We start from the raw sequence: 12,740 nt of genomic DNA, 5'->3' as shown, positions 1-12,740 counted from the left end.
TCTTTCTTCAATCATTTCAGATTTCTTTTTTTACTAATTCACAACATAAGTTTAATACAAATATGTTTGCTTCCGTTCACTCTGTGCTCAAAGAAACATCGTTTTGCGAGCAGTATACCCTTGTTTTGTCGAAGGGTAAATTTTTCATGGTTCGACGAGCTCACCACGAACGGAAACTCAATGACGTTATTTGGCAACTCGGAACAGCTTCTTATTGTACATATCGTCCATCACCGTAATGAAAGCTAATGTATCGCGTTCAAGCTCTTTGTCGTGAGTAGAAGCTTTGAGATGCTCATTTTCATAGGTAAAGGTCAACGGCTCTTTATTGGGTTGAAGAATCGCTACTTTGTTGTGATCGCGCAGGGCAAACGTATCGTTGAACATCATAAATGCGATCTCTTGTTTTTTGTCGCTGAAAATGGAGTGCCCCAAAACAGGGTAAGTGAGATTGACGCCGATGAGGTCGAGGGCTGTTGCTAATACATCAGGCTGAGTCGAAAGGGTATCGAATTTTTGAGCTCTGATCCCGTCGCTAATGATGAGAGCCGGAATATGGAACATATTGACCGGAACGAGATCATCACCGTATACGCGGACGTTGTGATCGGCAACGACAACAAAAACGGTATCTTTGTAGTACGACTCTTTCTTCGCTAAGTCAAAAAATCGTCCGATAGCAAAGTCGGCGTATTTGACGGCATTTTCTACCCCTTTTTTGGGTTTACCGGGGATAAAATCGATTTTTCCCTCCGGCAGTTCAAAGGGAGAGTGATTGGAAGAGGAGAACATGACACTGACAAACTTTTCCCCTTTGGCCGCATGGGTTTTGAACGTTTCGTTGGCTTTGATCACTAAATCTTCATCGCTTACCCCCCATGTACTCACAAAAGAGGGATTTTTATAATCTTTTTGTTCGATCACTTCATCAAAGCCGTTCCCCATGTACCAGCTTCGCATGTTGTCAAAGCGTCCTTCTCCGCCGTAGATAAAGCTTGATTTATACCCGAGCGGTTTGAGCAGTGAAGCAACGGTGAAAAAATCGCTTTGGGATTTATTGCGCTTGACAACCCCTTCTCCCGCGATAGGTAGCCATCCGGATGTCATAGCTGCAAGTCCGCGGATAGAGCGGGTACCGTTGCTGAATAGATTGGTAAAGGCGATCCCCTCGTGGGAGAGTTTCTCCATATTTGGAGTAATGGAGACATCTCCGCCGCTGAATCCTACAAACTGTGCTCCCATCGATTCTTGGATAAAGATGACGAGATTTTTTGGTTTTTGGAGAGGAAAATGGGTCGGTTCCAATCGGTTAAAAGGGAATTCGCCTTCTCCTTTGAGGTTTAGCTTATTACCCACTCGGCGGTAGGCTTCATCTAACGCCATTTTTTGTCCGTAGGGCTTAATCAAATTTCCTTCTTTGGTATAACTGTAAAAGGCACTTCCGATAGAATAGAGGGAATTTTTCGCGATCTCATTGGCCATCCGATTTGTACTGTAGAGGGCATCAGAGATATTGGCGGGTCGATGACCGAATGAAGAGCGGATACCGATGAAAAGCAATACCGCTACAAGCGGAAACAAAAGGAGACGTTTCCACAGAGGGGTTTGGATTGCTTCCACCAGACGCAACGGGGAAAAACGGAGATATGCCCATGAAGTCAGCAGTAACATACCCAGTGCTATCGAAAGTTGGAGCGGATACTCTTTGAGGATCATCGAGGTCACTTCCTGAGGGTATTTCAGGTATTCGATGAAAAGATAGTTGGGGCGTACATCGTATTGGGCGACAAAGGGAAACGTAGCGTTTTCAACATAGAGTGAGACAAGAAGAAAAAACAACACATAGCCGCTGATTAATCGCCCCATAAATTTAGCCGCGATTTGAGGAGTTATCGAAAGCAAAACGGCAGGGATAATAAGGATGATTGAGACGGTCATCGTATCAAGTTTGAGCCCGTATACAAAGCTAAGCAGAGAATGGGTAAAACTGATGTCGGCTAAACGATCGAAATAAAGAGCGTAAAGACCGAGTCTTCCGAGAAAAAAGAGGGCAATAAAAAGGAGATAAATTTTAAAAAGTTCGCGTAGCATCGATCAATATTCCTAATAAAAGTGTTGTCGAATTATAAGGTAGAAAGGATAATAGACGCATTTACGTCTCATTTGGTGTTTAGCGATTATAATACCGTCATTAAAAAATGCGGAGTCCGAGTGTTATTTTCATTTTCAAAGCCTATGAGATCTCGTACAGTCATTATAGCTGTTTCGCTGTTCTTTATCCTTTTTACCAATGGCGCTTTTTTCAGACATGTCACTCAAGTATATCCGATCCATAGCGGGAACTTTTTATTTGTTATCTCTTTGGGTATTGTTTTACTGTGCGTTACAGTGATTGTATTGACATTGCTTAGTTCTCGCTATACAACAAAGCCGGTTTTAATCACGATGCTTATTGTGACCTCGATGGTTGCGTATTTTATGGATTTATACGATGTTGTGATCGATTCGCATATGATCCAAAATTTACTGGAGACGAATATCAAAGAATCGGCCGATTTGCTGAGCTTTAAGCAACTTCTTTATTTTGTTTTTCTGGGATTGATCCCCTCAATCATTATTTACCGTTTGCAAATTGTTCCGATGAGACTCAAAGAGAGTGTGATCGATAAAGTAAAAGTGATTGCAATCGCTTTGGCAACAGCCCTGATTATTGTTTTTGCGTTCAGTAAATACTACACCTCATTTTTTCGAGAGCATAAACCGCTTCGCTATTATGCGAATCCGGTGTATTATCTTTATTCCATCGGGCATTATGTGCAGGAGACGTTTTCTCACCCTTACAGCGGTTTGGCGGTTATTGGGGCGGATGCAAAAATACTTCCGTCTGAGCAGCCGCGAAAATTGGTCGTGATGGTTGTGGGTGAAGCGGTACGGTGGGATCATTTCGGACTTAATGGGTATGAACGCGATACGACACCGCAGCTGCGTAAAGAGGATGTGATCAACTTCACCCAATTCACCTCATGTGGAACGGAGACGGCGGTATCGGTTCCGTGTATGTTCTCCTCATTCGGGCGTGAAGGGTACGAAAAAGAGAAAGCTCAGCACACCGAAAACGTCCTCGATGTGCTCAAACGTGCGGGGGTTAATGTCCTTTGGAGAGAAAATAACTCCGATTCCAAAGGGGTGGCGACACGGGTAGCGTTTGAGGATTATCAAAAACCCTCCACCAATACGATGTGTGATGAAGAGTGTCGAGATGAGGGGATGATCGTAGGGCTTCAAGAGTATATTGAAGCGCACCCGAAAGGGGATATTTTAATCGTTTTGCATCAAATGGGAAATCACGGTCCGGCATATTATAAACGCTATACCAAAGGGTATGAGAAATATACTCCGGTGTGTAAAACAAACCAGTTGGAGCAGTGTTCCAAAGAGGAGATCACCAACGCTTACGATAACTCTATTATGTATACCGATGCGTTTTTGACCAAGGTGATTGCATTCCTCAAAAACAACGATGAAAAATTTGCTACAGGGATGTTTTATGTGAGCGATCATGGTGAATCACTGGGCGAAAACGGTTTGTATCTTCACGGGTTCCCGTATAACATTGCCCCAGAGGCACAAAAGCATGTTCCTGCCGTGATGTGGTTTGGGAAGCAGTTTAAAATCGATAAAGCACGTATGGCGACATCGGCAAAAGAGCCGCAATCACAAGACTCACTCTTTCATACTCTTTTGGGGTATATGGAGGTTAATACATCTATTTATCAGCCGAAGCTAGATTTATTGCATGTCGGTCGCTAAGCAATTATGGGTGAGTGCGATCGCACTCATTTCCACAGTAATCTTTTTCGGTGTCAGCGGTACCGATATTTGGGTGCAGAACCATTTTTATAATCCGATCACCCATCAGTGGCTGCTTGATCACGACGAACCGGTATTAAAATTTATTTTCTATGACGGTATTAAAAAGCTGATTATCCTTGTGGATGTCGTGATATTAATCACATTGATCGTCGGATGGAAAAAACCGTTTTTGGCCCTTTATCGCAAGGGACTTTTGATCGTCCTTTTGTCGGTGATTTTTGTCCCCGTCGTCGTAGGGAGTTTTAAAGCGCTCACTAATCTGCCGTGTCCCAAAAATTTAGAGATTTACGGAGGAAATTATCCTCATACCTGTGTATGGGAAAAATATCCGAAATCGTTTTGTCAACAAGGGAAAATCAAATGCTGGCCGGCAGGTCATGCCAGCGGCGGATTTGCTTTTTTGTCTTTGATCTATCTTTTTCGCACCCGTAGAGCGAAAATCATTGCAGGATCATCGGCTATGGTTCTTGGGTGGAGTATGGGAACGTATAAGATGTTGATTGGAGACCATTTTTTGAGTCATACTATGATTACGATGATGCTGGCGTGGTTCATTATCTCTTTGATCGTTTATAGCATTGAGCGATGGGAGAAGTGGAGAAAACAGCTCAAAATGGTATAATCGTACCAAAAAACGGGTTGCGATTGAAAATTTTACTCCTCCTTTTACAAAGTGTTTGGCTTATTGCTTCGACACTTCATCTAAGCGCCTCTTCTAATCCGGCGCGGCTCAATCCCCTTATTGCCACCGATTCGGCAAGTTCTTCAATAGCCGGTTTTTTGTTTAATTCGTTGGTGAAATACGATAAAAGCGGGCAAAAAATTATCGGTGATCTGGCGGAATCGTATCGGTTTGTCACTCCGACTTTGATTGAGTTCAAACTTCGCCGCGGGGTGAAGTGGCATGATGGCAGAGCGTTTAGTGCCCGTGATGTTTTGTTTACCTACAATCTGATCAAATCGCCTGCCACAATCACCCCGTATGCTTCGGATTTTCGGGTGGTCAAAAGTGTGACGCTCATCGATGAGTATACGTTACGGGTAGCGTATGAAAAGCCCTATTTCAAGGCATTAGAAGTATGGATGATGGGGATCGTCCCTGAACATGTTCTCAAAAACGAAAAAGATATTATGGGATCGAAATTTAACACCCATCCGATCGGAACAGGCCCTTATACGCTTAAAACATTCGAGTTCTCAAAACAGATTGTATTGGAAGCTAATCCGACTTATTTTGAGCATAAACCGAAAATCGACAAGATTGTCTTTCATGTAATCAGCGACCCCATGACCCGATTTTTGATGCTCAAATCAGCTCAAATCGATATAGACGGCCTTGATCCGATGCAGTACGAGCGGCAGCTTGATCCACAGTTCAAAGGGCAATTTGCGACGCTTGAGCTCCCTTCCCACACCTACACCTATTTGGGATTCAATTTACGGCTTAAAAAGTTTCAGGACCCCCGCGTGCGTGAAGCGTTATCGCTGGCGATCGATCGTCAAGCGTTGATCGATATTCTCTTTTTGAAGCACGGTAGGGTTTGCACAGGCCCTTTTTTGCCTGGGAGCAAAGGGTTTAATGGTGAGATTAGGGCCCCCAAACACAATCTTGAGCGCGCCAAAGCACTTCTCAAAGCAGCAGGGTATGATTCAGTCCATCCGCTTGAATTTGAGATTGCAACCTCCAATTCAAATGCTATTCGCCCATATGCGGCAGAAATTTTGCAACGGCAGCTTCTGGATGTCGGTGTCAAAGTAACGTTGCGTGTGATGGAGTGGCAGGCATTTTTGAATACCGTTGTTGTTCCGCGTAAATTTGATACGGTTCTTTTAGGATGGGCACTCTCTTTAACCCCTGATCCGTATGCACTTTGGCACAGTAAGAGTGACGTTCCCGGAGGATTTAATCTGGTAGGATATCACTCGCAAAAAACGGATCGTTTGATTGAACGGATGGAGAGTTCTACCGATGCCGAGACCATTGCAGCGTTACAACGGCAAATTTTCGGGGAGATCGTGGGAGACAACCCCTATCTCTTTTTGGTCATACCGAATGAAATCAATGTTTACAGTCGCCGCATTAGCGGAATTCAGCCCACTATCAACGGCATATGGGAAGAGTATATTGATTGGGAGAAAAAGTGAAAAAAATAATTTTATTTGATTTGGACGGGACGCTCATCGATTCTACGGAAGCCATTTTGGAGAGTTTTCATCACTCACTGAGAACTCATAATACCGATAGATCGATCAACGATGCGATGATTACCTCTCAAATCGGACATACGTTAGAGACTATGTTTGCAGGGGTTGGGGTGCACAGCGATCTGATTGAGTCCCATGTGGCTGTGTATAAACGATACTATCGTGAAATATCGTGCCAAAAAACGCTATTACTTCCTAATGCAACTGAAGCTATAAAAGAGGCGGCAACGTTCGCAAGATTGGGAATCGTGACGACTAAAACCGGACTGTATTCACGCGAGTTGATGGAGCATTTTGGACTGATGGAGTACTTTGAAGTGCTGATCGGTCGGGAGCACGTAGAAAATCCAAAACCCCATCCAGAGCCTATTTTAAAGGCAATTGAGCAGATGAGGGGAGGTATGGCATCGGTTTGGATGATCGGGGATACGCGTCTGGATATCGAATCTTCGAAGCGTGCCGGGATAGAGTGTGTTGCGGTGACAAGTGGATATGATAAATTGGAACAATTAATAACATTAACAGATATTATAAAAAATGATGCGCTTGAAGCGGTAAAATACATCGCAGAGAGGCTTTGAAAGTAACACTTTTGTCACTGTTTTTGAGGTGGTAAACGGAGAAAAGCTACATTTAAGAGCAACTTTCATAGAATGCACGTATTGATAAAATTCAACTTAAACTTAAGTCAGAGGGAGAATTCATGCTAGAGATTCGATGGCATAGTCGAGCCGGGCAAGGCGCCGTAACGGGTGCAAAAGGTTTGGCCGACGTTGTATCCACCACCGGTAAGCATGTGCAGGCATTTGCGTTTTACGGATCTGCAAAGCGCGGAGCAGCGATGACTGCGTACAATCGCGTTGATGACAAAGTCATCCTAAACCACGAAAAATATATGAGTCCTGACTATGTTTTAGTTATCGACCCGGCATTGGTCTATGTGGCAGATATTACCGCCAACGAAAAAGAGAATACAACATACATTATTACGACCCATTTGAGCACGGAAGAGTTGATTGCATCACAACCGAAACTTGCAGGTAGAAAAGTGTACACGGTAGACTGTATCAAAATTTCACAAGAGACGATCGGAAAAGCGATTCCAAATACACCGATGTTGGGTGCATTGATGAAAGTTTCTGGAATGTACGATATGGAATTTTTCAAAGAGAATATGATGCGTGTACTTAAAAAATTGCCGCAAAAAATTATCGATGCCAACATGATCGCGATTCAACGCGCGTACGATGAAGTGAAATAAGGAGCCTATGATGGAAAAAAAAGGATGGGATGAGTTCGAAATCGGTGCCATGCTCCGAACATTTGAAGGGGCTGTTTCTGATATCGCGACGACGCTTCCCGAAAATCGCCCTTATTCGCAGTCAAGTTCGTTTACGGCGAGTGTCGCTGACTGGCGTATCGAAAAACCTTTGTTCAATAAAGAGTATTGTATTGACTGTCAATTTTGTTGGGTTTACTGCCCGGATATGTCGATTATTTCACGCGACAAAAAAATGGTCGGTATCGATTTCGACCACTGTAAAGGGTGTGGGATTTGTGTTCAAGTATGTCCGACCAATCCTAAATCGCTTCTGATGTTCCCGGAACAAAAAGATGAAGAAGTAGCACTTGCCGAATGGCCAAAAAAAGAGAAAAAAGCTGATGCTGAAGTGAAGGAAGACTAATGGCTGATACTATGGAACTACGCGATATTGAGGTATGGGACGGTAATATGGCGGCAAGCCAGGCGCTTCGTCAAGCGCAAGTGGACGTTGTTGCAGCGTATCCGATTACCCCATCGACCCCTATCGTTGAAAATTACGCAGGTTTTAAAGCAAATGATTATGTCGACGGCGAATTCGTTATGACTGAATCAGAGCACGGTGCAATGTCGTGTTGTATCGGTGCGGCAGCAGCCGGTGGACGTGTAGCAACCGCTACGAGTTCACAAGGGTTTGCGTTGATGGTAGAAACTCTCTACTCAGCATCCGGTATGCGTTTGCCGATCGTTTTGAATGTTGTTAACCGTGCTCTCGGTGCTCCGCTCAACGTTAACGGTGACCACTCCGATATGTATTTGGGACGTGACAGCGGATGGATTCAATTGGACGCATACTGCCCGCAAGAAGCGTATGACATGAACTTCATCGCGTTTAGAGTTTCTGAAGATCATGATGTCCGTTTACCGGCCATCGTGAACCAAGACGGATTCATGACATCCCATACGGCACAAGGGGTTAAAACCTTGAGTGACGAAACAGCGTATAAATTTGTCGGCGAATACAAGCCGATGAACGATATGCTTGATCTTGACCATCCGGTAACTCACGGGGTACAAACCGAAGAGGACTGGCACTTTGAACACAAAGCGCGTCAACACCATGCGTTGATGACCGTAGTTATCCCTAAAATCGAAGCGGCGTTTGCCGATTTCGAAAAATTGACCGGACGCAAATACAACATTGTTGAAACGTACAACATGGAAGATGCGGAAGTAGCGGTTGTATGTATGGGGACATCGGTTGAAACGGCGCGTGAAGTAGCAGTCGAAATGCGTGAACAACACGGTATCAAGGCGGGTGTTGTTGGTATCCGTGTTTTCCGCCCGTGGCCGTTGCAACAAATCGCTGCAGTGTTGAGCAATGTTGCTGCTGTCGGATTGTTGGATCGTTCAAGTCCGCACGGTGCAATGGGTACATTGTACAATGAAGTATCCGGAGCGTTGTTTAACACCGATACTAAAGCGGTATTGACAAACTACATCTACGGATTGGGTGGTCGTGACTTGACAAAAGCGCATTTGACTGCAATTTTCAAAGAGCTAAAAGCGAACGCAGACGCGGGTAAACCAACCACTCCGTTGCAACAATATATCGGTCTTCGCGGACCGAAACTCTCTTTTTTCTAAGGAGCCACTGTGTCAGAAATGAAAAAAATTAAGAACCTCAAAGAGTTCTCAACATCGGCAGACCGTTTTGAAGGTGCAAACCTTCTTTGCCCAGGGTGTGCTCACTCAATTATTGTCCGTGAAGTATTGAACGCGACCAATGATGATTTGATCCTCGCAGCATCAACCGGATGTTTGGAAGTATGTACGGCAGTATATCCGTATACGTCATGGGATGCATCGTGGATCCATATCGGATTCGAAAACGGATCATCTGCGGTTGCGGGTGCCGAAGCGATGTATAAAGCACTTAAAACCAAAGGACGCCTGAAACAACCGGAACGGACTCCTAAGTTTGTTGCGTTCGGCGGAGACGGTGCAACGTACGATATCGGTTTCCAATGGATTTCGGGATGTTTTGAACGCGGACACAACATTATGTATGTCTGTTTGGATAACGAAGTGTACGCGAACACCGGCGGACAACGCTCAAGCTCGACTCCGATCGGTGCATCTGCAACGACGACTCCTGCAGGACGTGTCAGCTACGGTGAAAAGCGTAACAAAAAAGATATGATGGCGATTATGGCAGCACATGGTGCGCCGTATGTAGCTCAAGTTGCTCCAAATAAATGGAAAGATATGGTTGCTAAAATCCAAAAAGGGTTTGAAGCAGAGGGTCCGGTTTATATTAATGCAATGTCTGCATGTACAACCGAATGGAAATTTGCACCGGAAGATACCATCAGTATTTCTGATTTGGCAACCGATTCACTGGTTTTCCCATTGTATGAAATCATTGACGGAACCAAGCTCAATATCACCTACCGTCCGAAAAATATTATTCCGGTACGTGACTATCTTGGTGCGCAAGGGCGTTTCAAACACTTGTTTAGCAAACAAAATGAGTACCTTATCGATGAGTGGCAAGCACGTGTCGATGCACAATGGGAATACCTTCAACGTCGCGAAGAGGCAAGTGTATAATTAATATACGCCAACGGAGCAAAGCCCCGCTTGGCTACGCTAACGCTGAGTTCCACCCCGAGGGCACTTCGTCTTCAGCAGAGAGCTCACGCGCAGTAAACCACGCTTTATAAATCCCCCCTTTATTTTATGGAACTCTCTTTGCTTCTTTAGTCTAAAATAATCATTTTGGATAGTACTATGTATCGTATGACGTATAACCATACCGGAACTACAGGCTGCTCAGCACGCGGCATTGCAAAGCGTGAAAGTATCCATGAGCTGGAAAAACTTGCAGAAGAGCTAAAAGATTCAATTTGTAATATTCGAATCGAAAAAATAAAATCGGACATGGATCAGCATATTCCTATGGATGTTTTCGCCAATATGAAAGAGTTGCGGTAAAAAAAACTATAATATTCCACCGAGTTGTTCAGCGGTTAAAAGCTGAGTAATTTCGCGTTTGATCGCTTTTCCGATGGATCGGCTGTGCTGTTCGTCATCACCTAAAATGACGATGCCGATTCCTTTGAGAATAATCCATCTTGGAATATTCTGATGTGTGAGATTATAGCGGTCTAAACTATTAAATGGTTCATCGTCGATAATTAATGCAGCTGGAATAATATCTCCGTTGTTCAACATAATTGACTTGTTCATTGCTAATGAGGCTAAATTCGGAAGAACACTAAAAAATTGTCCTCTCGGAGAGTCGATGATTAAGGGGAAACGTGAAAGATTATAGTGCTCACTTATGTACTCTGCAATCTGAATGGGAATAGAGGGATCACTTTTTCCTTCGCACTCATCACAAGGTAGACTGATGTGCGTATTAAGAAAATTTTCGATTTGACCGAGTATTTGTATTGATATGTTTTCTGCTGAAGTTTTATCATCTGTGACAAAAAAAGCACCTTGACCTATTATGAATATAATTTGTACGCCATTCCAATCAAGTTGAGTTAATGTAACCATGCGAATATGAGATTCATGATAAATTGCAAATGGATAGCTGGAGAGCTCAGATAAGATTTTTTGGGCATCTCTTGTACCTAATAGAGCCAAAAGATCCTCTGAAGTAGCAAAATGGACATAGCGTCCGATTAGTTGTGATTGAATCTGTTCCAAAAGAGTTTGCATAAAATTGATTCCGTGCGTTTAATTTTTGAATTATAGCGGTGAGAGGATGAAATATGCTAACATTGCTCCCAATAAAAGATATGAATCAAGGATTTTCATGCCGTTACTTGACAGTTTTTGTGTAGACCACACCATTATGCCAGCTCCCGCCGTTCGTAAAGCGAAGGGGATGAAAACCCCCAAAGGGGATGACATCACCGTTTTTGATTTGCGTTTTGTCAAACCGAATGAAAAAACGCTCTCTCCCGAGGGGATCCATACGTTGGAACATCTGTTCGCAGGGTTCATGCGTGATCACCTAAACTCGGATAAAACGGAGATTATCGATATCTCGCCGATGGGGTGCCGTACCGGTTTTTATATGTCGGTCATCGGCACACCGAGCGAAGAAAGCGTAGCCGAGGCGTGGGAAGCATCGATGAAAGATATTTTGGAAGTAAAATGCCAAGACGATATTCCCGAACTCAACGTCTATCAATGCGGAACCTATACCATGCATTCTCTTGAAGATGCCAAAGCGATTGCGACCGAAGTGTTGCGTCGTGACATCGATATTATGGATAATGAAGCATTGAAATTGGATCTATCTAAGGTAGAAAAATAATGGTACTCCTATTGCCGATGGATGGGGATGACACCCAAGAATCTGAATTGACCGGTATTTTATCGGCTTCTTTTTGGGCGACGGTAGAGGTTGAAGAGGGGCGTGTTGTCGAGATCAATTTTTATAAAGACCGCTCTGAGATTGAAACCCTGTGTGATGCGGTAATTGTAACGAACAATTATGAGCCGGTTATGGAATTTCTCGATCAGCAGATGATGGTATTGGTTGCCCATTTCCAAAAGACGATTGATGATATTGTTGAAGCTTATTTGTTTCGAGAACTTCACGATTTAGCAGTATGATTACCTCTCTTTTGCATCCGACACCCCATACGAAAGTTATGGTGGTGACTACTCATTTGGATGGTTTGATTGAAGAATTGAGTCATTTTTTGGCTCCCTATGAAGGTCTAATGGATGTTTCACTTTATCCGGGTGAGCATCAAACGTTTAATAATTCTACTTTGCATAAAACATTTACTATCAAAGATTACCGCTCTCCCGCCGGAGGTACCCCTCGTGACTATGCCGCAGTTATTGTACAAGACGTATTGCATCTGCATGAATCGCCGCGCAAATTTTTAGAACTCATCTACCGTACACTCCTCAATGCTTGTGAGATTATTATTGTTCAAAAAAGAGGTTCGATGGGGATCGCTGAGATTGAAGCGTTGCTCGATGAAGCGGAGTTTCGAGCGATTAACGCAATCACCGATCTGATCGATGGATATGAGGTAGTTATCGGAAAGAAGATGCATATGTGGGGAAAGGGATTGTGAAAAAATGGGTACAAAGCTGCGATGGCAGTTATACGGCATATTCTCCTGAATATGACGAACATTACCACTCGACCAAAGACGGTGCGTTGAATGAGTCGCTCAAAAAACACATCGAACCTGCTTTTGCCCTGCACAGCGAGAAAGATCACCTTCGTCTTATCGACATCTGTTTCGGATTAGGCTTCAATACCTTCCTGAGCCTCTATTGGCGTGATACCTATTATCCAGATATGACCCTCGAAATTTACTCCCCCGAACTCGATGGCGAACTGGTCGCTTCTCTCGTC

The 12,740-nt window shown here is 43.8% G+C and carries 14 protein-coding genes and 1 pseudogene; 13 read left to right on the top strand and 2 right to left on the bottom strand.

Annotated elements, in window-relative coordinates; genetic code table 11:
• Nucleotides 1–186 precede the first annotated feature (186 nt).
• Nucleotides 187–2,091, bottom strand: coding sequence for an LTA synthase family protein (locus JHC35_RS07445; RefSeq protein ID WP_295043672.1), 1,905 nt, complete (start codon nucleotides 2,089–2,091; stop codon nucleotides 187–189).
• A 144-nt stretch (nucleotides 2,092–2,235) separates the two neighbouring features.
• Between JHC35_RS07445 and JHC35_RS07440 the strand changes: the two genes are divergently transcribed.
• The 9 genes from JHC35_RS07440 (at nucleotide 2,236) to JHC35_RS07400 (ending at nucleotide 10,336) form a co-directional block, all read left to right on the top strand.
• Nucleotides 2,236–3,810: a phosphoethanolamine--lipid A transferase gene (locus JHC35_RS07440; protein WP_295043669.1), complete on the top strand. Its 1,575-nt coding sequence runs from the start codon at nucleotides 2,236–2,238 to the stop codon at nucleotides 3,808–3,810.
• Nucleotides 3,797–4,495 (top strand): phosphatase PAP2 family protein, encoded by a 699-nt coding sequence (locus JHC35_RS07435; protein ID WP_295043666.1) that lies wholly within the window; start codon nucleotides 3,797–3,799, stop codon nucleotides 4,493–4,495. The genes JHC35_RS07440 and JHC35_RS07435 overlap by 14 nt, the downstream gene beginning before the upstream one ends.
• Nucleotides 4,496–4,518: 23 nt before the next feature.
• Nucleotides 4,519–6,018 carry a peptide-binding protein gene (locus tag JHC35_RS07430; protein WP_295043663.1) on the top strand — a complete coding sequence of 500 codons (1,500 nt, stop codon included), beginning with the start codon at nucleotides 4,519–4,521 and terminating at the stop codon, nucleotides 6,016–6,018.
• Nucleotides 6,015–6,659, top strand: coding sequence for an HAD family hydrolase (locus JHC35_RS07425; RefSeq protein WP_295043661.1), 645 nt, complete (start codon nucleotides 6,015–6,017; stop codon nucleotides 6,657–6,659). Before JHC35_RS07430 ends, JHC35_RS07425 begins: the two co-directional genes overlap by 4 nt.
• A gap of 122 nt (nucleotides 6,660–6,781) precedes the next feature.
• Nucleotides 6,782–7,339, top strand: a complete 558-nt coding sequence (locus JHC35_RS07420) for a pyruvate flavodoxin oxidoreductase subunit gamma (protein WP_295043658.1) — start codon at nucleotides 6,782–6,784, stop codon at nucleotides 7,337–7,339.
• A 10-nt stretch (nucleotides 7,340–7,349) separates the two neighbouring features.
• Nucleotides 7,350–7,763 carry a 4Fe-4S dicluster-binding protein gene (locus JHC35_RS07415; protein WP_295043677.1) on the top strand — a complete coding sequence of 138 codons (414 nt, stop codon included), beginning with the start codon at nucleotides 7,350–7,352 and terminating at the stop codon, nucleotides 7,761–7,763.
• Nucleotides 7,763–8,986: a 2-oxoacid:ferredoxin oxidoreductase subunit alpha gene (locus tag JHC35_RS07410; RefSeq protein ID WP_295043655.1), complete on the top strand. Its 1,224-nt coding sequence runs from the start codon at nucleotides 7,763–7,765 to the stop codon at nucleotides 8,984–8,986. Before JHC35_RS07415 ends, JHC35_RS07410 begins: the two co-directional genes overlap by 1 nt.
• 18 nt (nucleotides 8,987–9,004) lie before the next feature.
• Nucleotides 9,005–9,952, top strand: coding sequence for a thiamine pyrophosphate-dependent enzyme (locus JHC35_RS07405; protein ID WP_295043653.1), 948 nt, complete (start codon nucleotides 9,005–9,007; stop codon nucleotides 9,950–9,952).
• Between the two features lie 168 nt (nucleotides 9,953–10,120).
• Complete coding sequence (locus JHC35_RS07400) at nucleotides 10,121–10,336, top strand: hypothetical protein (RefSeq protein WP_295043651.1); 216 nt, start codon at nucleotides 10,121–10,123, stop codon at nucleotides 10,334–10,336.
• 6 nt (nucleotides 10,337–10,342) lie between these two features.
• On the opposite strand, the gene JHC35_RS07395 is transcribed toward JHC35_RS07400, so the two are convergent.
• Nucleotides 10,343–11,071, bottom strand: a complete 729-nt coding sequence (locus tag JHC35_RS07395) for a hypothetical protein (protein WP_295043648.1) — start codon at nucleotides 11,069–11,071, stop codon at nucleotides 10,343–10,345.
• 97 nt (nucleotides 11,072–11,168) lie between these two features.
• Between JHC35_RS07395 and luxS the strand changes: the two genes are divergently transcribed.
• From luxS to JHC35_RS07375, 4 genes and pseudogenes are all read left to right on the top strand, one after another.
• Nucleotides 11,169–11,675 carry an S-ribosylhomocysteine lyase gene (gene luxS, locus JHC35_RS07390; RefSeq protein WP_295043645.1) on the top strand — a complete coding sequence of 169 codons (507 nt, stop codon included), beginning with the start codon at nucleotides 11,169–11,171 and terminating at the stop codon, nucleotides 11,673–11,675.
• Nucleotides 11,675–11,977 (top strand): hypothetical protein, encoded by a 303-nt coding sequence (locus tag JHC35_RS07385; protein ID WP_295043643.1) that lies wholly within the window; start codon nucleotides 11,675–11,677, stop codon nucleotides 11,975–11,977. The genes luxS and JHC35_RS07385 overlap by 1 nt, the downstream gene beginning before the upstream one ends.
• Complete coding sequence (locus tag JHC35_RS07380; RefSeq protein ID WP_295043639.1) at nucleotides 11,974–12,453, top strand: hypothetical protein; 480 nt, start codon at nucleotides 11,974–11,976, stop codon at nucleotides 12,451–12,453. Before JHC35_RS07385 ends, JHC35_RS07380 begins: the two co-directional genes overlap by 4 nt.
• Nucleotides 12,450–12,740 (top strand): annotated as a pseudogene (locus JHC35_RS07375) (hypothetical protein); the annotation flags it as partial. The gene JHC35_RS07380 and the pseudogene JHC35_RS07375, both read left to right, overlap by 4 nt.

Origin of the sequence: Sulfuricurvum sp. (assembly GCF_022759005.1) — a bacterium.
Taxonomy (GTDB): domain Bacteria; phylum Campylobacterota; class Campylobacteria; order Campylobacterales; family Sulfurimonadaceae; genus Sulfuricurvum.
Note: the sequence above shows the minus strand (reverse complement) of the source record. Positions and strands in the feature narration are given on the sequence as shown.